Genomic DNA, 22439 nt, shown 5'->3' with positions numbered 1-22439 from the left:
TGCGCCGGCGCCGGCTGGGCGTCGGCCGGCATTCGGTCGGGGCGGGGTGATGCCGCGTTCGGTGTGATGGCTCGGGGCACGGGCTTCGGGGATGGTGCAGCGCCCGTATCGACAGAGCGTTGAGCCCCGGGTTTCCTGCCGGTAATCCCCCAGATCAGAAGGCCCAAGCCCGCGGCAGCGTCGCGGCGCAGGTCGACCCAGGTGCGGTTACCGAGGAACAGGGGCAGGCTCGGGGTTTGCGGGGCAGCGGGCAGCAGGACCGGGATGACGGGGCGTTTATCGCGGACAGCAAGTCTGAGTGCGGCCTGCTGTTCCTCATCCTCCCAGAGGCCGAGCCCATCGGCACCCCAATCTGGCAGGCGGATCGCAACTGCCTGATGCGGGCGGGGGCTCCAGGCTATACTCTCACCGGTGAACTGCGGAGCAAGCGCATGTCGATTCAGCCGAAACGCAATTGCCGCTTCGAGGACTATCTGGCCACCGAGCGCGAGTCCGTCGACGCGAAGCACGAATACGTGGCGGGCCAGGTCTTTGCCATGGCCGGGGCCTCGTACAATCACAACCATGCGACCCTGATCGCCGAAGTCCTCTCACCCTCCCACCGAGGGCTACGACCGCGGCGGCAAGTTCGCCATCTACCGCGGCCTGGCGAGCCTGCGCCAGTATGCCAGTATGTGCTGATCGCCCAGAACCGGTTGGCCGTCGATGTATTCACCCGACAGAAAAACGGCGGCTGGCTACTCGATGCCTATACGGACCCCGCGGCGCCGATCGACTTCGCGGCCATCGACAGCACGTTGACCCTGGGCGAGGTCTACGACAAGGTGGAGTTTGAGGCACACGCGGGAGAGGCCGCCACCCGACCCGACTGATGACGAAAGCGGGTGCGCCCGCGGCGAGGTCGGTGGTCCGCACAGCGGACCCTACCGGCGCGGCAATGACCGCGCCGGCACCGCATCGGCCTTACCCGCAGCGCAGGCACGATCCCGCGCCATACGGTTTTCATCACTGTTGTCGGTCAACAGGGCGGCAACGGCCATGTTGCAGGCCGATTGGGTGCCCGCCGGGGTACGCGCGGCCGGGTCGTACCATTCAAGGTGGGGCGCAGTCGCGGGTTTTGACGCGGCCGGGGGCCGTGACACCGGGGCAACCGGAGGCGGTGTCGGGCTGGGCGAGGCGACCGCTGGGGTGTGCGCGGCCGGGGTGGACCACTCCAGGTTAGGCGCCGTCGGGGGCTTTGCGGCCACCGGGGGTTTTGGGGGCGGGGCAACCGGTGGTGGCGCCGGCACGGCGGCGGTCGGGCGTGCCCTGATGGTCGGCACCGCGGATTTGGGAAGGAACCACACCCAGAGCACAGCCGCCAGGGCCGGGACCAGCGGCAGCAGCCGCCGCCAAGGCAACGGCGTGGCCGGCCCCGCCCCGTGCCGCGCCCTGATCCCATCCAGATGCGCCTGGCGCGCCCCCTTGCTGCGGTCGACACGGCCCTTGAGCCGCTCCCAGACCGCGAGCAGCGCGGGGGATGGGGGCGCGTCCCCCAAGACCTCGCGCAGATCCCGACGCAGGTCGCGCAGGCTGGAGACACCGTCCGGCATCCCCTTGGGAAAACGCGCGTCGTCGGTGAAGACCACCCGCCCGAACACCGGCACCCCCGGCACCAAGGCCTTCACCGCCTGGGTATGGGCGTAGTTCTGCCGCAACGGGTTCTGAAAGGTGACGCTGCGGCGCCCCAGGCGCTGGGTCCACTGCGGCTCGCGCTCCTGCCCGAACATGGACCCACGGTAATGCTTGGTCTCCACCACCGGCAGACCGGCACCGGTCAGAACCAGATGGTCGATCTGGGTCAGGCCGCCGTGGTCATCGGGCAGGATAACGTCGTGCAGGGTCTCGGTCCCCAGCCGATCGAGCACCGCGCCGACCTGCCGCTCGCCCAATCGGCCGCGCAGCCCGGGCAGCAGCAGGGACTTGAAGGCCACGAGTGCGACCGTGAGGACGACCATCCATAGCACCCAGGTAGTCGCCACCTGCTTGAGCGGCTCCACCATCGCGGCCATTGGATCGACATTGGACATGGGGGTTCCCTCCAGTGGGCCGGGCGTGGGACGAACTCCCGAACGCGACGGGCTCAGGCCGGAACCCGGTGGGTTTGCTCCGACTGGCTTTAATCAGAACTCAGGCCACCGGCGCTTGGGGCAACCCGTCGCGCGGCCGGGGGGCCGCACCTCCGGGGAAGGAGCGGCCCCCCGGCCGCGACGAGGCGCGCACAGGCGTTGCTGTCAGCTCAAGTCCGCGGCGGCGGACAGGTCCCACAGCGCCGGGGAGTGGTAGAGGCGCGAGAGCTGCAGATTGCGCTCGCTCTCCATCTCGCGCGGCAGGTGGTCGCCGAAGCGGGTGAACAGCTCCTCCTGGTCGTTGGTCTCCTGGCGGGCGATTTCGGTGTCGATGTTGTTGATGGCGGCGTAGACGTCCTTGGAAAACTCCAGGCCCTTCCAGTCCAGGGCGTCATAGTCCGGCACCCAGCCCAGGGGGCTCTCGATGGCGGCGCCGCGGTGGTTGCAGCGGTCGATGACCCACTTGAGCACGCGCATGTTCTCGCCGTAGCCGGGCCACATGAAGCGCCCGTGCTCGTCCTTGCGGAACCAGTTGACGCGGAAGATGCGCGGCGGGGTGGCGACCATGTGGCGGCCGATGCGCAGCCAGTGGCGCCAGTAGTCGGCCATGTTGTAGCCGCAGAAGGGCAGCATGGCCATGGGGTCGCGACGCATGCCGGACTGGCCGATGGCGGCGGCGGTGGCCTCGGAGCCCATGGTGGCGGCCATGTAGACGCCGTGCTCCCAGTTGTAGCTCTGGAAGGCCAGCGGGAAGTGCTTGCTGACCCGCCCGCCGAACAGGAAGGCGCTGACCGGCACGCCCTTGGGGTTCTCCCACTCGGCGTCGATACAGGGGCACTGGGCGGCCGGGGCGGTAAAGCGGGCATTGGGGTGGGCGGCCGGGACGCCGCTGCCCGGGGTCCACTCGTTGCCCTTCCAGTCGATCAGGTGCGCCGGCGGCTCTTTGGTCAGCCCCTCCCACCAGATGTCACCGTCGTCGGTCAGTGCGCAGTTGGTGAAGATGCAATTGGCGTAAAGCGTGTCGATGGCATTGGGGTTGGACTCGGGGCTGGTCCCCGGGGCCACGCCGAAGAAGCCGGCCTCCGGGTTGATGGCATAGAAACGGCCATCCTTCGGGTTGGGCTTGATCCAGGCGATGTCGTCGCCCACGGTGGTGACCTTCCAGCCCTCGAAGCCCTTGGGCGGGATCAGCATGGCAAAGTTGGTCTTGCCGCAGGCGCTGGGGAAGGCGGCGGTCACATACTGCTTCTTGCCCTCGGGGGATTCCACGCCGAGGATCAGCATGTGTTCGGCCAGCCAGCCCTCGTCGCGGGCCATGACCGAGGCGATGCGCAGGGCCAGGCACTTCTTGCCGAGCAGGGCGTTGCCGCCATAGCCGCTGCCGTAGGACCAGATCTCCCGGGTGTCCGGGAAGTGGGCGATGTACTTGTCCTCGATGCGCGGGGCGCAGGGCCAGGCGACGTCCGGCTCGCCATCCTGCAGGGGGGCACCCACCGAGTGCAGGCAGGGGATGAATTCTCCGTCAGCGCCCAGGGTCTCGAGGACCTTCTGACCCATGCGGGTCATGATCCGCTGGTTGGTCACCACGTAGGGGGAGTCGGTGATCTGCACGCCGATGTGGGCGATGTGTGAGCCGATCGGCCCCATGCTGAAGGGGATCACATAGAGGGTGCGCCCGTTCATCGAGCCCCGGAACTGCGCGGTCAGGATCGCCTTCATCTCGGCCGGGTCCTTCCAGTTATTGGTCGGACCGGCGTCCTCCTCCCGCTTGGAACAGATGAAGGTCCGCTCCTCCACCCGCGCCACGTCGCTGGGGTGGGAGCGCGCCAGGAAGCTGTTGGGGCGCTTGGCGGGGTCCAGCCGGATATAGGTCCCGCTCGCGACCATCTCCTCGCAGAGCCGGTCATACTCCTGCTGGGAGCCGTCGCACCAGTAGATACGGTCGGGTTCGCACAGTTGGGCCATCTCATCGACCCAGCGGAGGAGTCGGCGGTGGGTCGTGCGCGTGGCGCCATCGTGGGTCATGGTCATGCGGGAGAATCCTCGCTAGGGCATAGAATAGGGCCGATCGGACGGGCACAAGGGCGGGACTGGGCCTGGTCACTGACCGGCTCCCGCGTCCGCACACCCGATCCGCGCAGAGTTTAAGCCATCCGGGCACCTGACCGCGCGGCCAGTCGACAACGCCGGCGCCCGTGGCCCGTTCAGTACAGCATCCATCGGAGTGCAAGACCCGTGCCCCAGCCCGACGAACTGACCATCACCCAACCCGACGACTGGCACCTGCACCTGCGCGACGGGGCCGCCATGGCGAGCGTGATCGGGCACAGCGCCCGGCAATTCGCCCGCGCCATCGTCATGCCGAACCTGCGCCCGCCGGTAACGACCACCGCGGCGGCCCTGGCCTACCGCGCGCGGCTGCGTGCCGCCCTGCCCGCGGGGTCCGGCTTCGAGCCGCTGATGACCCTGTATCTCACCGACCAGACGACGCCAGAGGAGATCGCCGCGGCGCGCGCGAGCGGCGCGGTGGCGGCCTGCAAGCTCTATCCGGCCGGGGCCACCACCAATTCGCAGGACGGGGTGACGGACCTGGAGCGCCTGGGGCCGGTCTTCGCGGCGCTGCGCGACGCCGGGATGCCGCTCTTGGTGCACGGGGAAGTGACGGACCCCGAGGTGGATATCTTCGACCGGGAAGACCGTTTCATCGACGAACGCCTGGCGCCGCTGGTGGAGCGCTTTCCCGGTCTCAAGGTGGTGTTCGAGCATGTGACCACGGCGGCGGCGGTCGCGTTCGTGCGGTCGGGCCCAGCCACGCTGGCCGCGACCCTGACCCCGCACCATCTCTTGTATAACCGCAACGCCATGCTGGTCGGCGGCATCCGCCCGCACCTCTACTGTCTGCCGGTGCTCAAACGCGAGCGCCATCGCCTGGCCCTGGTGGAGGCGGCCATCAGCGGCCATCCGCGCTTCTTCCTGGGTACCGACAGCGCGCCGCACCCGATGGAGGGCAAGGAGTGTGCCTGCGGTTGCGCCGGGGCCTTCAGTGCCCATGCCGCGCTGGAGTTCTATGCGCAGGCCTTCGAGCAAGCCGGTGCACTGGACCGGCTGGAGGGATTCGCCAGTCACTTCGGTGCCGACTTCTACGGTTTGCCCCGCAATACCGCCCGGGTGACGCTGCGCCGGGAGCCCTGGGAGATACCACCCGACTATGCCCTTGGACCGAGCCGGGTCGTCCCCATGGGGGCGGCAACGCGCCTCGACTGGCGCCTGCTACCCGCGGCTCAGTGAGTCCCCAAGGAGTTCTCCCCCGACTTGGCCGGCGCGCGCTTGGACGCCGCCGGCTTGCCGGGGGCGGACTTGGACCCGCCATTGAACTCCACGTCACTCCAAATGTCCCCCTGGTCCTCGGACTCAGGCGGGTTGCCGTCATAGACCAGATTCCGGCGGCGCTGCAGATAGGCATCGCGCAGGAAGACGTAGGGGTCCAGCGCGGCATCCTCCAGGATCTCACCCGCCGCCAGCCGGTCGGCGCGGAAGTCCACCATCCGCAAGCCCCCGACGCCCCAATAGATCTTGCCCGTCTTGATGCTGAAGAACGGATCGGTGACGAGGTCGCCGGCAAAGCCGACGGTGTCGCGCAGATCGCTGGGGCCGAAGATCGGCAGCATCACATAGGCGCCGGGAGGGAGCCCCCAATAACCCAGGGTCTGACCGAAGTCCTCCTTATAGCTCGGCAGGCCGACGTTGGTGGCCACGTCCATGAACCCCAGGATACCCACGGTACTGTTGACGACAATGCGCCCGACGTCGCTGCCGGCGCGCAACAGCTTGAACTGCAAAACGTTGTTGACGAGTGAGGTGACGTCGTCGATGTTGCCGAAAAAGTTGGTGATGCCGCGGTTGACCGGCTCCGGGGTGATCGCCTTGTACCCCTTGGCCAAGGGGACCATAAACGCCTTGTCGAAGTCGCTATTGAAACGGAACACGGCCCGATTCACGGGCTCCAGCGGGTCACGCGGGTCCGTCAGCCGGTTGGGCGCGGAGGCGCAGCCGGCCAGAAGCGCGGCCACCAACACCGCGCCGATCACGCGACGGGCCCCGGCCCGGGTCTTCAAAAAGCACATCACCGTACATCCCCCAAGGCCCCAGCGGGCGTGGCTCGTTGAAAAAAACTCGCGACTGGCTCCGCACCAAGGCAAAAATTCAAATTTTTTATAGTGTTATCTTGCATGCGGCGGTGCCGCAGGCCGTGCACCCGGCACCATTGGGGCCTATTGTAATTGTTTGCGTCGATGTCGCCCGTGACGATTTCGGGTGCGCCGCCACGCATTGCGCCCGCTGCCCCAGGGCTGCGCCGGTTTGGCAAGCGCGCGCCGCCCCCGTATGCTGTCGCGATGAACCAAGAACAACCGATGATCCAGGGGATCGCCCGACGCTTCCGCGGCTTCCTGCCCGTGGTGGTGGACGTAGAAACCGCCGGCTTCGACGCCCAACGCCATGCCTTGCTGGAGATCGCGGCGGTCATCATCCGCATGCGCCCCGATGGGACCGTGGAGCCCTCCGCCCCGCTCGCGGCCCATGTCCTGCCGTTCGTGGGGTCGGAGATGGATCCCCGCGCCCTAGCCTTCAACGGCATCGTCCCGGACCACCCGTTCCGCGACGCGATCGCGGAGCACGAGGCCCTCACCCGCATCCTCAACCCGATCCGCAAGGCCCTGGCCTCCACCGGCTGCAACCGCGCCATCTTAGTGGGTCACAACGCACACTTCGACCTGGGCTTTCTGGCGGCGGCGGTGGAGCGCACCGGCTATAAACACAATCCGTTCCACTCATTCAGCGTCTTCGACACCGTGAGCCTGGCGGGGCTGATGTTCGGCCAGACGGTACTGGCCAAGGCCGCCAAGGCGGCCGGGCTCGGCTGGCAGAACAGTGAGGCGCACTCCGCGGTCTACGACGCGGAACAGACCGCACGGCTCTTCTGCACCATCGTCAACCGCTGGCAGGCGTTGGACGAGACGCGCTTCTGGCGGGACCCCGAGGAGGGCTGAGGCGGGGCCAGAGCCGCCGCGCGGTCAAGGGGAGGGAGCAGGCCCAGATCCTGACCGCCCCGGCGACTCAACCTTCGGGCGCTGCCTTAGCGACGGCCGCCTCCATCATCGGCTTGAGTTCACCACTGGCGTGCAGTTCCAGGGTAATGTCGCAGCCCCCGACCAGTTCGCCCCCGATATAGACCTGGGGGAAGGTAGGCCAATCCGCATAGCGGGGCAGGTTTTGGAAGACCTCCGGGTCATCCAGGACGTTGACATGGTCGAAGGGGACACCGCACTCCCTCAGCGCCGCCGCCGCCCTCATGGAAAACCCGCACTGGGGAAACTGGGGCGTGCCCTTCATGTAGATGACGATCGGGCTGTGCTTGACCTGCTCATCGATCCGCTGCAAAACATCCATCCGGTACCTCGCGTGGCGTGTGACTGTTGAACGCCAAATAATCGGGACGCATCGGGGGTTTTCAACGGTGCCGGGATCCCCGCGGTGACTGCGGTCGCGACCTTGACCAAACCGCGCTAAGCGTCACAGGCGCCGGTACTCCTCAACATAGGCATTGCCCATCCCCTGAATCTCCTTGATCCGCCGGTTGCGCTCGATCTCCCAGTCATCCGGCGGGTTCTGGTTGTTCCAGGCCGTGTAGAGCTGTTGATCCTGGCGGCTGAGGCGAAAGCCGTACGTGTCGCGCATGTAGAACATCGTCCGGGCGATCTCGCCGCGGATGGCGACGGGCGGTTGAACGCGGCGCACACTGCCGTCGAAGCGCATGTCGCAGGTGCCGTACGTCGTACCGCCCGAGACCATGCCCCAGTTGTAATCCGAGCGCCGACCGTTCAGGTAGCCGTCCTCCGGGTAGAGGTTCTGGAGGTCGTTGTGGGCGGCCACAAACACCGGATCGACGCGCAAACAGCACTCTCGCCCCGAGAGGGTCTCGCCGTCCGCCTTGTGGCACTGCGGAAAGCTCGCCGGCTCTCGCCAGCAGGTCCGGAAGTTGCCGAACTGCGCCGCGGGAAACACGTGCTCGGCTTCGATGCGCGCGGCGCGCTTGTTGCTGGCTAGGTCTTGGAGGCCGCAGGTGTCCAGCGCGACCTGCCGGTCGGCGTCGTACTGGCACCCACAGTAGAGGGTGCGCTGATGGTCGAAGTAAATCCGCTCGTACACCAGCTTTTTCGCCTGGGTGAAGGTGGCCGCGGTGCGGGGCAGGTCCCCCGGTGGTGCCGCCGACCGGCCGCGGGTCGGCGTGTTGCTCGCGGGGGCGGCCGGGGCGACCGTCTGCGGGATTGGGGTGGCTGCAACCCCCGCATCGGTACAGACCTGCTTGCTGGTGCTGACGCTTCCGTCTCGACAGAGGAAGGCGCCGTTCTGACAACCCGCCACCCCGCCTTTCTTGCCGGAGCAGGGGGTGTTTGCCGCAAACGCCGATGAAAACACGATCGCGGCAAAAAAGCCGATCGCGACGGTTGGCTTTCTTGCCATCGTCCATTTATGCTCAGTGGTTGGTCGGGAGCGGCATTCTAGACCAAACCCACTTAACTTACGGTGAAACATGACTGTGCCATTTCCCTTAACCGAACTGCTTTGGCTGCTCGTGCCATGGACCCTGGCCTTTGTCTTCCTGGGGCGCCTGCGTCCCTGTCCGCCGCTGCCGCGCCAGTGCGCTGCGCCCAGGGTCTCGCTCATCATCCCGGCCCGCAACGAAGAGGCCCGCCTGCCCCCCTTGCTGGCCTCGCTGCGAGTGCAGGACTACACCAATTTCGAGGTGATCGTCGTCGATGACGATTCAACGGACGGGACGGCCGCCCTGGCCCGGGCGGCCGGGGCAACGACCTTGACCTTGACCGAAGTCGCCGACGGCTGGCTCGGCAAGACCCAGGCCTGCTGGCTGGGGGCGCAGCGCGCCAACGGTGAGGTGTTCGTGTTTCTCGATGCCGATACCGAGCTCGAACCGACCGGCCTGAGCCGGATCGTGGCCACCTATGCGCGCTACGGCGGCCTGGTCTCCATCCAGCCCTACCATCGGATGCACAAGGCTTACGAACGGCTCTCGGCCTTCTTTTTCATCAGCATGATGGGCAGCATCCGGTCCTTCACCCTGGCGGGCGACGCGATCAAGTCGAAGGGGAGTTTTGGCCCCTGCATCGTCTGCTCGCGTGATGATTATTTCAGGACCGGCGGCCACCAGCTGGTCCGCGCCGAGGTCGTCGACGACGTGGCATTGGCGCGAGAGATGGGGAACCGCGGTTGCCGCGTGCACAACTTTATCGGCCAGGGTGTCATCGCGCTTCGCATGTACCCGCATGGCTTGCGGGATCTGGCCGATGGCTGGACAAAGAACCTCGCGCATGGTGCGATGCACACCGATCCCTGGATGCTCCTCATGATGGTCGCCTGGGTCTCGGGCGCGGTGACCGGGCTCGACGCCATCAATCATTGGCCGGCGCACGGGGTGTGCAACTGGGTCATCGCCGGCCTGGTGGCCTATATCGCCTACGCCGCCCAGATCTGGTGGCTACTGCGCCGGCTCGGCAACTACGGTCTTCTCACCGCCGTGACTTATCCCTTGTCCCTGCTGTTCTTCTTCGCGGTCCTGTTGCGCTCACTGTATCTCACCCTGGTGCGCAACAGCGTGCGCTGGAAGGGCCGCTCGATCCCGGTGCGCGCGCCGCTCTGAGGCCCTCAGGACGCGATTGAGCCGGATACGGTTGTAGCGTTGCACCATGATGCAGGGGCCATTGCCCATGGCTCCGAAGAACACCATAAACACGGCGATTGGCCAGGGGGTCCAGAGGAAAAAGGTCAGTGCCAGCCCCCAGGTCATCCAATGGGAGAATTCCGCCCTGGAGGCCTCAAGGACGAACAGCCTCAGATAGTCGGGGTCATCGGATTGTAATTGGCGTTTGGGGAAACCGCCGGGGCAGAAGGCCCCCGCCTCGGGGATATGGTCCTTCCACCAGCGAATCCCCAGCCGCTCGTACAGCCTCCCGCTGTGCTCCCAGGCATAGCTGCGGCTGACGAAAGGAAGGTCAACGAAGCGTCGAACCGGCACCTGTTGGGCCAGGGTGCCGGCGCCGAGATGGAAGCAAGCCCAAAGGACCGAGTAGAGCGCGATGATTTCCAACCTACCTCCTCAACGCCTTGATTCAAGAGCCAGCATACAAAAGGCCTGGAAGGCGATGCTGGAGGAATACGACGCGCACAAAAAAGCCGGTCCGCGTTTCCACCAAATAGGCTGTCTTATTTGCTGGGCCGTGTAGGATTCGAACCTACGACCGATGGATTAAGAGGGCACTTAACCACCAAAAAAATCAGCCGAATCAACCACATGCGCCGCCGCCCCAAGCTGCGAGTGGACCAGAACGGACCCTAAGTGATTGAAGTTGCCGCCAGGGTTTCACACGACTTTCACACAACTTCGACGCCCCCACTCTAGCACAGAGGCCGCCGGACGCGGAACACCGCCGTCGCTGCGTGGACGCTCAACGCACAGCGAACGCCACACCAACCGCCCCTGCCACCCGCTGCCCGGCACCGCGACAGACGGCCGGTCTACGCCACAAGGACACAGACCGGAGATGGTTACTGAAGCAACCGCCCTGCGAGCTCCAAATAAAACGGAAACTTTTCCGAGCCACCGACCGGTTCGGCACTGTCGATACGCGCCCGCCAGGCCGGCTTGAGTCGGGCCTGATCGCGATTGATCCACCACAGCCAGACATGGGTATCAAGGACGATCATCGCGGCAGGTCCCAGTCGCGTTCCGGCACCGTGTTGAGAATATCGCCGTGGATTATGACCTGTCCGGCAATATCCGGATGGGGGCGACGATGCGCGCGCGACATGACGGGCGGAGCCTCATCCAGCGCCAAGACAATGACTTCGACCTGGCCGTCATTGAAGCTATCCGGCAACTCAATCGATACCCGCCGATCTGTGACCTTCGTAAACAGCCGTTCTACTTGCATGTGGCACCGCTCTTGATGATGTCGAACGCGCTGGCGCTCATAGTCGGCGCCCGGTGGTTCTGCCAGGAAACCTAGACCCGGGGGCCATGGCTGTCAACCGCCCCACCCCCAGCCAGGACGCCGAGGTCGACTTCGACCAGGAGCGGCGCGGGAAACCACCGGTCATCCACCCCCCCCGAAACCCTCACGGAGATAGCACCCGTGGGGTGTACCGAGTACGCCCGCCTGGCCGCCAGAGCCCTGCCGTAGACGTGCGACTCCTGACAACCGCGGTGAGGCGACCGACGCGGGGAGGGAGGCCTAGGCCGACCCGGAGAAAGGCAAGGATCCGCTACCCGCACTTGGCATGGGTAGCAGGCGACGAATGTCTTTTCTTCTGATCAGTGCCAAATATACGGCGATCCGTACTACGCCCATCGCGGGGGCTTAGTGGCTTTCATTTCGTGTCGCACGAACCGGCGAACTTCCGCGAGTTTTCCGCAATGTATTTTGCTAAAGCGCCAGCCTTCCCTTCTATCTCCAACCTTTGAGCCGGCGCCTGAGACTTTGCGAACTCGGCAAATACATTTAGGAAATCAAATATTGTCGCACTATCCCTCCAGTACGAACCGAATATCAGGCGTGAATTTTCGCCGCCGAATTGATCAGGGATAGCGCGGATAATTTAAGCGTCATGCGCAATTTTCAGCTTGCGTTTTTCAGCATCTGAGCAATCTGCAGGGTATCGCAAGTATGAGTCACGCGAACTGCAAATCTGCTGTTTGCATGCAGGAATGATCTCGAAAATACGTTCATTCACATGGCTAACCTGGGCCAACCTCATCGGATCGAATTCGAGGTTGCCGAGAGTCGCCAACATATCGCTGACGGTATCAATTTTCCGATGTACTTCTTTGAAACATTCGGTAAGCCGGCGCTGAAATGAATCAAGTATGCCCGAAGTCTAGCAGGCAATTTGCGGGCTTGCCGACAATCGCTGGAGAGAGCAGCACGGCCGAAGCCCTGTCCCGGGCTTCGGCCCGAGAATCTGGGCTTACTCTGGCTGTATCAGCCGGCGCCAGTCGAGACCATCCAACTCTTCCGGTGCGGCAATTGCCTCGGGAATCGGAAAGTGGGGGCTCCCAGGTGACCACAGTTCAGTGCTGTCCGGGTGCTGCTCGAAGTAGTCGGGATCGGTGGTGACACGCACCGGCCCCGCCATACCGGGCGCCCGCCAGGACCAGTCCCGAGACCCGAGCACGTTGGAGGCGACACCTGGCGGCAGCAGCTTCGGGTGTCCTAACAGGGTGCCAAGCTCGGCCAATCCATAAGCGGCCAGCGGGCGCTCCGGCTCATCCAACTCATCCTCCGTCACCTCGTCGAGGTCGAATCCGGCCTGTTGTGCAGCCGTCAGCCCGGACTCGATGTCCGTTACCAGGTTGGCCCTGGCCAGTTCGCGATCCGCCGGACGCCCCAAACTGACCTCAGTAATCGCGCGGGGCAGGCGGGCCAGGATGGGTTGGAGCCGGCCGACGAAGCTCTGGAACAGGTTGATCCGGTGGCGCAGGGCGTCGTAAACGTCCGCCTCCACGGTGTCCTGATAGTGCAGGTTGACTATACGGGTCTCGGGGTTTTCTTGTCCCAGGCGGTCGATACGCCCGATCCGCTGCTCAACCCGCATCGGATTCCAGGGCATGTCGTAGTTCACCAGGGCGCCGCAGAACTGGAAGTTCAGGCCCTCGGCCGCTGCATCCGTACAGACCATGATCTCAGCACGACCCTCCCGAAAGCGTTGCTTGGTCGACTCGCGCGAAATGACCTGCCAGTCGCCCGCGGGGGTCGGAACCTCGCCGCCACGACCGGAAAAGCAAATCACCCCGGCCCCCAGGGCCTCGGCGATGCGCCCGCGCAGAAAATCCATGGTGTCGGTGTACTGGGTAAAGACCATCGCCTGCGTGTAGCCCTGTTCGCGCAGTTCGCGCAGGACCTCGATAAGAACGCCGGCCTTGGTGTCATGCTGCAGGCGCTTGGCCGCGGCCAACAGCGCCCCGATGTCGCCCGTCTCTTCCAAGGCGAGCGCGCGCCGCTCCAGGTCGGCGGCCTGGTCCGTATCCATCGCCTCGTCTTCCAGCTCGTCGTCCGGGATGTCCTCGTCGATGGCCAGATTCGCGTCTTGGCCTGGGGCCGTGTGATTCCCGACCGATGCGAGACGCCGGTCCAGCGTCTTGATCAGGGCATAGAAGCTGCTGGCCAGCCGTCGGCGATAGATGGTCATCACGAAGCCCACGGCCGTGCGCTCCTGGGCCGCGGCGTTATTGTAGGTGCTCCCGATGTAATCCTCCACCTGCTCGTAGACGTGGCGTTCCGCTGCGGTCATCTCGACGAAGCGGTCCTCCACCCGGCGCGTGGCAATCGGCGTCTTGAGCTTGCCCGCCGCGTGATAACGACGCAGCAGCTCCCGGGTGTGACGCGAAACCAGGGCGCGCAGCGGTGTGTTGAGTTTCATCAGCCGGACCGCCGCCTCGCGCTCGGCGGTTTCGAGTCCCAGACCTCGATCGGACTCACCTGCATCGGTGTGGCCGTGAGCAGGACCAACCCCGCGGTTCGGTCCCGCAGGACCTGCATCAGCCGCAGGAGTTGGTTGGGGCGTTGGTCCACACCCAGACCGCCGCCCGCACGCCGTGCGTGGTGGGCCTCGTCCAACACCACCAGGTCCCAGGGCTCGGCGCCCGCCAGCAGTTCCGCCGCCCGGTCGCGACGGCGCATCAAGTGGCTGGAGGCGAGCACATAGGGCTCGCGATGCCAGTCTTTGGGGCCGACCAGTCGTTGCGCCTCCCCCTGGAACCCCGGGGACTGCAACCAGCACAGACGCTGGCCGTCATAGATGGGCCAGTTCAGGTTGAACTTCTCGCGCAGCTCGATCTGCCATTGGCGCAGCACCGCCTTGGGTGCGAGCACCAGCATGCGCCGGGCCCGACCGGCGAGCCACGCCTGGCGCAACAGCAACCCGGCCTGGATGGTCTTGCCCAGCCCCACCTCGTCGGCAATCAACAGGTGCGGAGGCCAGTGGGCGTAGAGACGCTGGAAGGCCCGCACCTGATGGGGCCAGGGCGTCACCGCACTGGTGGCCTCCCCGACCCGCTCGCCACCCTTGGGTAAGCCCGGCGCGTGGCGGATGTAGGCCCAAATCAGCCGCCGCGGGTCCAAGTGAGGTGGGGGCGGCTCGGCAGTGATGGGGGCCGGCTCGGTGGGCAGTTCGACGTCGGCATGGGGCCTCTTGAGCCGACCAGGCAAGTCGTCCTTGGGGAGAAACTTGAGCAGTTCCAGCCGCACCGCCGCCGGCACGTCCATGACGATGGCACAGGTGGCCCGGTCAGCCCAGAGTCGCGCAAAGCTCTCCTCTTCGGCCTGCACGTGCGCCGTCCCACCGGTCCAGGTGGTATAGACGTGGAAGCTCTCCCAGTTGTGCTTCCAACCGAATTCGGTCTCGTTGATGCTGCCGCAGAAGGCGAGCCGGTTGCCCGCACCGTCTTCCAGGATACCGGCCTTCTCGTGGAAGAGCCCAAGACCGGCGATGGGCTTTCGCCCCTCATCGCAAGGCACGGCGACCTTCACGTCCAGGTGGCCCTTGGCGACCATCCAGGCCAGCAGGGCCAGGGCATCGATCGCCGCCGGGTCCCCGGCCCCCAGAGGTTCAGCCAAGAGTGCCGCCTCCACCGTATCGCGCAGCTCAGCACCCTGCTGAATGGCGTCCAGGTCCTGGGGTTTCAGGGTGCAGCCCACCACCAGGCGCATGCGGCCACCATTGCGGACCAGGCCCTCGATGCCGCGGGCGGCGAGCGCCAGTGCGTAGGCGGAGAAGTAGCCGGTGGATGCGGTCATAACGCACTGCGCATTCGAGGGCCGGGATTTAGAATCCCGTAACCAGATCGCACTGGTCGGGGCTGTACTTGGTTAGCCAGTCCTTGGCGCTGAGGAGTTTCATGACTCGCCATCTGCCGCGTCGTCCGCGCTGTCGTCGCCGTTCGACTCCGTGACCGGCTCTTGCTCGGACGCTTGTTGCAGGACGGCTTTACCCATCGCCGCGGCAATGCGCGTGACCAGCGCATCCTCCCGGGCGGCGAAGAAGCCTTCAAAGTGGTCTGCCCTCAACCATTGCTGGTCGATGACATGAGTCCCCAGGATCTCATCCATTCGCTGCCGGCCTATCCCTGCCTGTTCCTGAATACGCTGGAGATAGGCGCTCGGGCTTTGGCCGCCGACGATCCGATTGGTGCGTGCAGACACCGCCGCCTTGTTGACGATCGAGTTGTAGCGTTGGGACGGTATGCCCTGTCTGACACACCACACTTGGGGAAAGATATGGTGTATGTCGATGCGTTCGTCCCAGAAGCTGGCCTCGTCAATGGGCACCCCGGTTCGGAAGTCCTGTGCGCCGTCGCGCATCAGCAGGGCATGCAGTCCCTTGTAGGCCGCGCTGTTGCGCGTCCTCAAGGTCAACAGGCGGGTCCTGGAGAAATTGGCGTCGATCACTGTCTGAGGTTCAGCGCCACCGTCGATCCATGCCAGCACCTCCGGCAGGTCGCGGGCCGCGCGGGACTCGATACCGCCGCCGTAAAGTTCCCCGAAGACTCCGCACCAAAACCATAGGGCAACCTTACGCCGAATGCCGTCGTCCTCCCAACGATTGCCGAGTTTGATGAGGATGGCAGCCAAGGGGACCACCTGAGTCTGATAGGGCAGATCCCAGGGAGAAAAGATATTCTGTTGAAACAGGAAGCGGGCCGCCCGTTCCAATCCTTCCACCGCGCCGTCGGCCCATTGGCGATAGCCGTCCAGGGGCAGATTGAGGATCGTGACGCGCTTGCAGCTCACGGCCGCAGCCTCCTCCGGCTGGAGTCCGGTGGTCATGTCGGCATCGCGTCGGGCGCTGGTGTACAGCAGTGCCACGACCTGAAGAAAGTCGGTGTTGGCCAAACGCTGCAACACCTTTTTCTGGTGCAGGCGCGGCTCCCGTCCGGCAACCTGGCGCTCCTGGTTACCAAACCAGTCATCCCGCAGATTGAAGTTATCTGCCGCGTAGGTGGCAGTCAGCAGTTCGAAAGCGGTTAGTGAAACGCCTCCCGTGTTCACCTTCTCAAAGACCTGGCACACGGCCTCCTTGGAGGTCGTCCGATCCAGCACGATCAGCGGGACCTGATATTGATTGAAAGCGTTCAGCACCCGCTTGCCAAACTCGTTGTAGAATTTCTGTCTGTCCCTATCGAAGTCCCAGAATTCGGAATAGGCCATTCGCCAGTTGTCGTCATCGAAGACGTTTCGGATGGGAAAAAGCTCGGCCTCGTATTCACGTTGGAGGGTCGAATAGTCGGCAATCAACTCACCGCGGAAGTTGAGTAGTTGGCGGCTTTCCGGCAGGCCGACGATGGCCTCCTCCATGTCCTCCGGACTCTGTACCGCTTTGCGCATGTCGATATAATACCAACGCTTGATCTTCTGCTTCTTGGCGTTGACGGTCTCCACCACCTTATCTAGCATCAGGGCCTGGTAGAGAGATGTCAGCCGTTGTTGGCCGTCAAGTACCAGGCGCTCGGGTTCCGGCCGGCCCTGGGGCGGAAAGGTCACACCCTGCACGGGTCTGGGCTGGAAACGCACGTCACCACCGGTCCTGAGCATCATCACGGCACCGATGGGGAAGGATCGGGCGACACTCGCCAGCACCGAGCGAATATGGTCATCATCCCAAACCCAGCTCCGTTGGAAATCCGGGAGCTGGGTCTTTCCGTCGCCCAACTGTTCGAGCATGCCGGAAAGAAATTCCTTAGTAGTATCGAAGGTCGTCATGATGTTGAAGCGTCGTCCTCATTCCAAAGTGCCAACTGGGTCGGTCTATCCACCCGGTCTGCGTAAGCCAGCCGGCGCAGCTTCTCCAGGATCTCGAAGTCGCTGGCCGAAGGCAGCACGGCCTTTGCCAGGTCGGAGCCCAGCACAGGCATAAACCGCTCCCCGTCCGCATCCGCCAGCAGCAATATCGCCAGGATGGCTGCGCGCGAGGCGACCAAGGGTCGGCGTGCCCACCAGAGGTGCAGTCGGTTCGGCGCCGGGAAGGGCATCATGGGCGTACGCTCGCGCAGACCGTCCAGGCCCAGAGTTGGGCGATGGGCAACCAGGTCTCGATCAGGCGTGTGGTCATGGGGCGTTCAGTCCTCGGCCGCCTTCCAGTCTTCGATGGATAAGCGGGCAACGCGCCGGAATTCCCGCGTGTTGTTGGTGACCAGCGTCAATCCGTTGGCGATGGCAATGGCCGCGATCATCATGTCATAGGGACCGATGAGACCACCGGTGCGGGACAACTCGGCACGTATGCGCCCGAGGATGTCGGCACACCGGTCGTCGAATTCCAGGGATGGAAAGCAACGGAAAAAGGCACGCTGGACGCGCAGGGTGCGTTCCGGGTCCTGACTCTTGTAGGCGCCGTACAGCAGCTCCGATTTGACGATGGAACAGAGATAAACATCGCCGGGCCTGGTCGCTCGCAGGCGTTTGCGGATGGCGGGCGTGCCGCGCTTCAGGTAATCGATGCAGGCGTTGGTATCGAGCAGCCAACTCATGGGAATGGCTCGCGGGTCGGCTGCTCGCCTTGGGTATCGCGCTCGGGCAGGTCCGGGATGGCCCCTGCGGTCTGTTCAAAGAAGCCAGCCGGCCAGTCGTCGCGGATACTTTCGGTCGGCGCGGGCACCGTCTCCTCGTCCAACGCCAGAAACACCACTTCGGCGCGGCGGCGACGCATAGACGGCGGTACGGATAAACTGTCAGGTACAGCGTCGTAGATCAAGCGGATTGCGTTCATGTGCTACTCTGGTTGTTAACGGTTTGCGGCGACCTCGGGACCTGGGCCACCAGTCGCAAGCCCGGACGGTAGAGAGACCCCTCTGCCGCTCCCGTCTCCAGTAGTCCCATCATGCACCCCGCCGCGCTTGTCCTCAATCGAACCAGGCAGGACAGTTGCCGCGCGGATTGCCGCCGCGGGCGTCTTGGCCTAGACTGGCAGCGTAACGGTCGGTTGCGAGGTCGGGATCTGGCTCAGCAGCAACCGGCTTGGATCGGGGCGAGGCCCCGCCCCTGATCCCACCTCCCGTTCCACATTTCCCAAGCGTATTTTGCCCCAAATCCCGATGCTGGTTACCCACGAACGCGAGAAGCTGATCAACGCGATCCTGTACTTTGCCCACAACACAGGCACCTGGGTAAGATCAAGCTGTTCAAGCTACTATTTTTGCTAGACTTTGAGCATTTCCGGAAAACTGGGTGCAGCGTGACCGGGCTGGAATACCGGGCCTGGAAATTCGGCCCGGTCCCCGTGCAGGTGATGCAGGAGTGGGACGACGCGGAGCCAGACTTGGCTGCCGCGATCTCCATCCAGCCGGTAAAGGTTATCGACTACGTTCGTGACACTGTCGTGCCCCGAGTCCCGTTCGACGACAGCCACTTTACCAGGCGCGATCTGCGCATTATTGACGAGTTGGTAGCGCAGTACCGCGACACTTACTCGCCCACCATGATCGACGTTACCCATGCCGAGAATGGCGCATGGGCCAAGATTTGGCAGGACGGCGCGGGCATGAACGAGGCGATCCCCTATCCTCTGGGTTTGGACGATGACAGGCCGTCACGGGGCGCTATCCTAGAGATCGCTGGCGAGTACGAGGCGATCCGCAAGACTCACCGAGCAGAGCCGTAATATGGCCTTTAGGCTGCCCGCGGGGATATCTCCCGGTCAGATTTTTCGGCATTCCCGCTGATAGTTGGCTGAGCTCACGGCGGACCGTAGACTATGACGGCGGTGCCCTACTGACGGACATCGCCGGGGGCACTCTGGCCTGCGTCGCGACCTTGCCGATGTCTCTGTTGTGCCCCGCACTCGATTGCGTCGCCAATGCCGACGACACCACCCGACAGCAGGAACGCTGTATTCGCGATGCGCGTGCTGCGCTTGGCTGTCCGTAGGACCGGGAGTGCACAAACCGCTTGCCGCGCACCTCAAGCCTTGGGATCGATCAGCAGGAAGCGCAGTGCCATGAGTACGCGCCGGGGGTATTTGCGGTGCATGGCCGTGCCGAGCCAGTAGGCGGCCTCCTCGCGGCCCATCTCTTCGATGCCTTCGGCGCAGGCGCGCATGGTCGGTGGCGTCGAAGAGCCGCAACTCGATGGCGCGGATATGGGTGAACTTGCGTGCCCGCGCCCGCTCCCAGAGCTTGGTGAGGGCCTCTTTGAGGACGCCTTCCTCGGTCAGTGTGTTGGACTGGGGCGGGGGATCGACGGTCTTGCCGGTACCGCCGGTGGGCCCGGTTCCACCCGTGCTGTCCGGCTTGCCCGTGCCGGTACCCGTGCCACTGCCGCCCGTTGTTTCGTCACTGGTACCTGCCGTCCCGCCGCCGGTGGGCGTCCCCGTGCCGAATCCGTGGACTGGTGTCGGCTCGGCCACCTTGGGCCAGATGCCCTTTTCTTTGGCGTAAGCCGACGTATGGACGAAGGACTGCTCGTCGATATGGATGCTGGCCCAGGGGTCGCCCATGCCGCAGGTGAGTTCGCCGTTTTGGTAGACGTATTCGCCCAGCTCGATGCCGCGGCGTATGCCTTTCACAAAGCAGTCGTCGCCGACCAGTATGGGCAGCGCCGGGTCCCGCCGGAATTCGGCGCGCAGGGCGGCGGCGGTGGTGATGGTGCCTTTCTTGAGCGGGGTGCGGTCGCGGATATAGGTCGGCGAGTCCGGCTCGTCCTCGGGCAGGCGCAGCTTGTTGTTGGCGCGCAGGATTTCGATCACCTGCTTCTGGCCCACACCGGGTTTCTCCGAGGCGCCCTGAACGTCGATGGCGGAGTGCGCCAGGTCCAGGTTGGCCCCGTCGATGCAGAGCTTGGAGGCATAGAGCACATGCCGGTAGCACTGCTGGATGGCCAGGGCCAGTTCCTGCTCGGAGCGTTGGTACCATTCCCTGATGCGGTCTTGCTGGTGGTCCCGGAATTCGTTGAGGCGTTCCGGGCGGCGCAGGATCTGGGTCAGATTGGCCTCGGCGGAAAAGCGCAGGGGCACGTTCGGGCGGTCGTCCAGATAGGCCGACCCCTGCACGAAGCGCCGCCGGGCGTCGTCGATAAAACTGAGATCCGTGCCGGGGGAGAGGATGGAGTAGCGCAGCTCCTCGGGGGTCGCGCCCTTGAGGTTTTCGTTGAAGGCCAGGGTATGGAACAGGATCGCCCGGCCCAGGTAGGAGCCGTAGGGGGCGAGCCCTTGGTAATGTTCGGCATCGAGCTGTTGGGCCAGGGCGCTCTGATCCCCGTCCACGGCGGCCACGTCCGATTTGATGGCCGGCACGAACTGGCGCTGGCCCAGACGGGTGACGATCTCCTGGCGGATGGGTTCGAAGCCCAAATCCAGATGGTGCAGGTGGATGGCGTAGGCGTCCGCGGGGCGCTGCTCCCACACCCTGGCCACGCTCCTGGCGAGCAACCTGAGCATACCGCGCACCCGCTGGAAATTGCCCAGGGTGGACATTTTCTCGCGCAGGGTGTCGATCAGCTCCGGGTGCAGGGGGTAACCTGCCGCGAAGGCTTCGAGCCGGTAATCACCGACGCCAGCCGGGGGCAGCTGGTCGCGATGCTGCTCCCACAGCCGGCGGTAGGACTCGATGACGACCGCGGCCCCGGCGTCGTCGATTCGGGTGAAGAGCCGGCGGCGGAGGATCTTGACCGTCTCATCCTCCTCGGTTGGATCGAGTAAGGTCGCCTTGCGGGCCGATATACTCTCGACCTCCTCCATCTTGTCGGCGATGAATTGGTTCTCGTCGGTATAGGCATCGGTGGCCTTGCCACCCTTGCCGATCGCGAGCGTATAGACCACGACGGCGTTGGGCGAGCTTTCCACGGCCTTGAAGAGGGCGGTAAGGAAGGCGGTGAGCTGACCGCCCGCGGCCTCGCGCTCCCGGACCTTGAGCTTGCGCAGGTAGACCGACAATTCGTCGATGAGGATCAGCGTCGGCTCGCCGCCGAACAGTTCCTGCAGGGTGGCAGCGCCGGGCGCGCCGCCCTCCTCGTCGCTGCGGCGCACCCGCTCAAAGCCTTCCCGGCCGGCCAGGGCATAGGCGATCTCGCCCCAGGGGGTGTAGGCGCGCAGGTCGAGTTCCAGGGGGCGCCCGTTCAACGGGTCGGCGTTTTCGCCATCGAAGGCGGCGATGCGGACCTTGCCCGTTGGCAGCAAGGACGGGTCCAGGAATTCGGCGGCGTTTGGTACGCCGGCCATCCCGTTGATCGCGTGGGTCAGGGCGATCAGGGCGTGGGTCTTGCCGCCACCGTAGTTGGTGTCCAACCGGAAGATCGATGCCACCTGGTGGGGGTTGCCTGTCAGGCGCAGGCAGACGTTGCGCAGCAGGTCCTTAAGCCCCCGGGTCGGGTGGGTGTTGGCGAAGAATCTGACCGGGTCCAGATACTCTTTGGGGGCGTCACCACGCAGGACCTGGGCGAGGTCCGCGGCAAAATCCGACTCCGAGATGGTCCCCTGGAGCACATCCTGGCGCGGTTCACACAGATCGAAAATGGTCGGCAAGGTCATTGTCCGTAAATTCCTGCAATCGGCTCGCGAACTGGGCGCATATTTTCCCGCCATGATACCCGTTATTTGACGTGGCAGCGATCGAGGCATGGATCATCGTACGGTCGGCAAGGCCTGCGTCGTGCGGGATCGCATGGAGCGCGCGAAGCAGAAGCCCCGGCGCAGACGACCGGACGTAGACCGCTCCGGCCATCAGTCGATCAGACGTTACCTACTGGCGTTGACTACCTTGGCAGTCAACCGCAGAAACTCAACATCCTGCGTATTGCCCACGGCTGCGCCGGCCAGCGCCAACAGGCGATCATCGCCTTGTGCCAAGGCGGTCTGCTGGTCCGCCCTCAGATTGTCGCGGTGGGCTTCCAACCATTCCCGCCCGCTCAGGAGCAGGTCCGCGTCCCCGCCGTCGGGGTCCCAGTATTCAATGTGCCCCAAGTACCCACGCAAGGTCTTGGAGGCTTCGCTCTGTGATGGCTGATTCATGGACGGTATACCCCCTTGCCATGGTTCCGGCCACGTCGGTGCGGGATGCGCAAACCATCTGGCGCACCACAGGCGCGCTTTGTCGCGGTGTCTTGTAGGTTAGTGCGCCACGGAAAAGAAAAAGGGGTTAGCCTTGCGGCTAACCCCTTCTCTATATTGGTGGGCCGTGTAGGATTCGAACCTACGACCGATGGATATAAGAATTTTAGTTTGATGCTTCAGGCTCTGAAGTCGCTGCCAGATTTTGAATTGCACTGCATT

Annotated in this window: 22 protein-coding genes; 6 read left to right on the top strand and 16 right to left on the bottom strand. The window is 64.6% G+C overall.

What is annotated here, in order from left to right:
- The first annotated feature begins 119 nt into the window (after window positions 1–119).
- Window positions 120–872: a hypothetical protein gene (locus QZY44_RS35555; protein ID WP_365302829.1), complete on the top strand. Its 753-nt coding sequence runs from the start codon at window positions 120–122 to the stop codon at window positions 870–872.
- Between the two features lie 51 nt (window positions 873–923).
- Here the strand turns inward: QZY44_RS35555 and QZY44_RS00125 are convergent, their stop codons facing one another.
- Window positions 924–2069 (bottom strand): nuclease-related domain-containing protein, encoded by a 1146-nt coding sequence (locus tag QZY44_RS00125; RefSeq protein ID WP_295440543.1) that lies wholly within the window; start codon window positions 2067–2069, stop codon window positions 924–926.
- Window positions 2070–2273: 204 nt separating this feature from the next.
- Complete coding sequence (locus QZY44_RS00120; protein ID WP_295440541.1) at window positions 2274–4139, bottom strand: phosphoenolpyruvate carboxykinase (GTP); 1866 nt, start codon at window positions 4137–4139, stop codon at window positions 2274–2276.
- Between the two features lie 204 nt (window positions 4140–4343).
- Between QZY44_RS00120 and pyrC the strand changes: the two genes are divergently transcribed.
- Window positions 4344–5396, top strand: a complete 1053-nt coding sequence (gene pyrC, locus QZY44_RS00115) for a dihydroorotase (RefSeq protein ID WP_295440539.1) — start codon at window positions 4344–4346, stop codon at window positions 5394–5396.
- Here pyrC and QZY44_RS00110 read toward each other — a convergent pair.
- On the bottom strand, window positions 5390–6232 hold the full coding sequence (locus QZY44_RS00110; RefSeq protein WP_295440538.1) for a VacJ family lipoprotein: 843 nt from the start codon (window positions 6230–6232) through the stop codon (window positions 5390–5392). The genes pyrC and QZY44_RS00110 overlap by 7 nt on opposite strands.
- Before the next feature lie 270 nt (window positions 6233–6502).
- Between QZY44_RS00110 and rnt the strand changes: the two genes are divergently transcribed.
- The gene (gene rnt / locus QZY44_RS00105) at window positions 6503–7156 is read left to right on the top strand and encodes a ribonuclease T (RefSeq protein WP_295440536.1); all 654 of its coding nucleotides are present in this window, start codon (window positions 6503–6505) and stop codon (window positions 7154–7156) included.
- A gap of 67 nt (window positions 7157–7223) precedes the next feature.
- Here the strand turns inward: rnt and grxD are convergent, their stop codons facing one another.
- Window positions 7224–7556 carry a Grx4 family monothiol glutaredoxin gene (gene grxD / locus QZY44_RS00100; RefSeq protein WP_295440535.1) on the bottom strand — a complete coding sequence of 111 codons (333 nt, stop codon included), beginning with the start codon at window positions 7554–7556 and terminating at the stop codon, window positions 7224–7226.
- A gap of 123 nt (window positions 7557–7679) precedes the next feature.
- Window positions 7680–8630 (bottom strand): endonuclease, encoded by a 951-nt coding sequence (locus QZY44_RS00095; protein WP_295440534.1) that lies wholly within the window; start codon window positions 8628–8630, stop codon window positions 7680–7682.
- 76 nt (window positions 8631–8706) lie between these two features.
- On the opposite strand from QZY44_RS00095, the gene QZY44_RS00090 reads away from it, so the two are divergent.
- Entirely contained in the window at window positions 8707–9825 is a 1119-nt protein-coding gene (locus QZY44_RS00090; RefSeq protein ID WP_295440532.1) for a glycosyltransferase, read from the top strand.
- On the opposite strand, the gene QZY44_RS00085 is transcribed toward QZY44_RS00090, so the two are convergent.
- The 9 genes from QZY44_RS00085 to QZY44_RS00045 form a co-directional block, all read right to left on the bottom strand.
- The gene (locus tag QZY44_RS00085; protein WP_295440531.1) at window positions 9751–10272 is read right to left on the bottom strand and encodes a hypothetical protein; all 522 of its coding nucleotides are present in this window, start codon (window positions 10270–10272) and stop codon (window positions 9751–9753) included. The genes QZY44_RS00090 and QZY44_RS00085 overlap by 75 nt on opposite strands.
- Window positions 10273–10730: 458 nt before the next feature.
- Entirely contained in the window at window positions 10731–10889 is a 159-nt protein-coding gene (locus QZY44_RS00080; RefSeq protein WP_295440530.1) for a hypothetical protein, read from the bottom strand.
- Window positions 10886–11116: a hypothetical protein gene (locus tag QZY44_RS00075; protein ID WP_295440528.1), complete on the bottom strand. Its 231-nt coding sequence runs from the start codon at window positions 11114–11116 to the stop codon at window positions 10886–10888. The genes QZY44_RS00080 and QZY44_RS00075 overlap by 4 nt, the downstream gene beginning before the upstream one ends.
- A gap of 1033 nt (window positions 11117–12149) precedes the next feature.
- Window positions 12150–13601, bottom strand: a complete 1452-nt coding sequence (locus tag QZY44_RS00070; RefSeq protein WP_295440526.1) for a helicase-related protein — start codon at window positions 13599–13601, stop codon at window positions 12150–12152.
- Window positions 13601–14977 (bottom strand): SNF2-related protein, encoded by a 1377-nt coding sequence (locus tag QZY44_RS00065; RefSeq protein WP_295440524.1) that lies wholly within the window; start codon window positions 14975–14977, stop codon window positions 13601–13603. Before QZY44_RS00065 ends, QZY44_RS00070 begins: the two co-directional genes overlap by 1 nt.
- A gap of 99 nt (window positions 14978–15076) precedes the next feature.
- On the bottom strand, window positions 15077–16939 hold the full coding sequence (locus tag QZY44_RS00060; RefSeq protein WP_295440522.1) for a DUF262 domain-containing protein: 1863 nt from the start codon (window positions 16937–16939) through the stop codon (window positions 15077–15079).
- On the bottom strand, window positions 16936–17211 hold the full coding sequence (locus QZY44_RS00055) for a DUF1156 domain-containing protein (RefSeq protein WP_295440521.1): 276 nt from the start codon (window positions 17209–17211) through the stop codon (window positions 16936–16938). Before QZY44_RS00055 ends, QZY44_RS00060 begins: the two co-directional genes overlap by 4 nt.
- 84 nt (window positions 17212–17295) lie before the next feature.
- A complete protein-coding gene (locus QZY44_RS00050) occupies window positions 17296–17706 on the bottom strand; it encodes a type II toxin-antitoxin system VapC family toxin (protein ID WP_295440519.1) in 411 nt (136 codons plus the stop codon).
- Window positions 17703–17945 carry a hypothetical protein gene (locus QZY44_RS00045; RefSeq protein WP_295440517.1) on the bottom strand — a complete coding sequence of 81 codons (243 nt, stop codon included), beginning with the start codon at window positions 17943–17945 and terminating at the stop codon, window positions 17703–17705. The genes QZY44_RS00050 and QZY44_RS00045 overlap by 4 nt, the downstream gene beginning before the upstream one ends.
- 294 nt (window positions 17946–18239) lie before the next feature.
- Here QZY44_RS00045 and QZY44_RS00040 point away from each other — a divergent pair, with 294 nt between their 5' ends.
- Window positions 18240–18836 carry a Panacea domain-containing protein gene (locus tag QZY44_RS00040; RefSeq protein WP_365302835.1) on the top strand — a complete coding sequence of 199 codons (597 nt, stop codon included), beginning with the start codon at window positions 18240–18242 and terminating at the stop codon, window positions 18834–18836.
- A 36-nt stretch (window positions 18837–18872) separates the two neighbouring features.
- On the opposite strand, the gene QZY44_RS00035 is transcribed toward QZY44_RS00040, so the two are convergent.
- Window positions 18873–21698, bottom strand: coding sequence for a DUF499 domain-containing protein (locus tag QZY44_RS00035; RefSeq protein ID WP_295440516.1), 2826 nt, complete (start codon window positions 21696–21698; stop codon window positions 18873–18875).
- A 207-nt stretch (window positions 21699–21905) separates the two neighbouring features.
- Window positions 21906–22178 (bottom strand): hypothetical protein, encoded by a 273-nt coding sequence (locus QZY44_RS00030; protein WP_295440515.1) that lies wholly within the window; start codon window positions 22176–22178, stop codon window positions 21906–21908.
- 45 nt (window positions 22179–22223) lie between these two features.
- Between QZY44_RS00030 and QZY44_RS00025 the strand changes: the two genes are divergently transcribed.
- A partial coding sequence (locus tag QZY44_RS00025; protein WP_295440514.1) for a hypothetical protein occupies window positions 22224–22439 on the top strand: 216 nt, incomplete at its 3' end.

The sequence above is a fragment of the uncultured Thiodictyon sp. genome (assembly GCA_903837595.1).
Classification (GTDB): domain Bacteria; phylum Pseudomonadota; class Gammaproteobacteria; order Chromatiales; family Chromatiaceae; genus Thiodictyon.
The sequence above is the reverse complement of the archived record's forward strand: the minus strand, read 5'-3'. Positions and strand labels throughout refer to the sequence as shown.

Coding starts and splice junctions, on each gene's coding strand:
- QZY44_RS00080 (WP_295440530.1), bottom strand. CDS start 10,889: ATGATCGTCCTTGATACCCATGTCTGGCTGTGGTGGATCAATCGCGAT.
- QZY44_RS00050 (WP_295440519.1), bottom strand. CDS start 17,706: ATGAGTTGGCTGCTCGATACCAACGCCTGCATCGATTACCTGAAGCGC.
- QZY44_RS00110 (WP_295440538.1), bottom strand. CDS start 6,232: ATGTGCTTTTTGAAGACCCGGGCCGGGGCCCGTCGCGTGATCGGCGCG.
- QZY44_RS00120 (WP_295440541.1), bottom strand. CDS start 4,139: ATGACCATGACCCACGATGGCGCCACGCGCACGACCCACCGCCGACTC.
- QZY44_RS00095 (WP_295440534.1), bottom strand. CDS start 8,630: ATGGCAAGAAAGCCAACCGTCGCGATCGGCTTTTTTGCCGCGATCGTG.
- QZY44_RS00055 (WP_295440521.1), bottom strand. CDS start 17,211: ATGATGCCCTTCCCGGCGCCGAACCGACTGCACCTCTGGTGGGCACGC.
- QZY44_RS00070 (WP_295440526.1), bottom strand. CDS start 13,601: ATGAAACTCAACACACCGCTGCGCGCCCTGGTTTCGCGTCACACCCGG.
- rnt (WP_295440536.1), top strand. CDS start 6,503: ATGAACCAAGAACAACCGATGATCCAGGGGATCGCCCGACGCTTCCGC.
- QZY44_RS00125 (WP_295440543.1), bottom strand. CDS start 2,069: ATGTCCAATGTCGATCCAATGGCCGCGATGGTGGAGCCGCTCAAGCAG.
- QZY44_RS00030 (WP_295440515.1), bottom strand. CDS start 22,178: ATGAATCAGCCATCACAGAGCGAAGCCTCCAAGACCTTGCGTGGGTAC.
- QZY44_RS00045 (WP_295440517.1), bottom strand. CDS start 17,945: ATGAACGCAATCCGCTTGATCTACGACGCTGTACCTGACAGTTTATCC.
- grxD (WP_295440535.1), bottom strand. CDS start 7,556: ATGGATGTTTTGCAGCGGATCGATGAGCAGGTCAAGCACAGCCCGATC.
- QZY44_RS00035 (WP_295440516.1), bottom strand. CDS start 21,698: ATGACCTTGCCGACCATTTTCGATCTGTGTGAACCGCGCCAGGATGTG.
- QZY44_RS00060 (WP_295440522.1), bottom strand. CDS start 16,939: ATGACGACCTTCGATACTACTAAGGAATTTCTTTCCGGCATGCTCGAA.
- QZY44_RS00065 (WP_295440524.1), bottom strand. CDS start 14,977: ATGACCGCATCCACCGGCTACTTCTCCGCCTACGCACTGGCGCTCGCC.
- QZY44_RS00075 (WP_295440528.1), bottom strand. CDS start 11,116: ATGCAAGTAGAACGGCTGTTTACGAAGGTCACAGATCGGCGGGTATCG.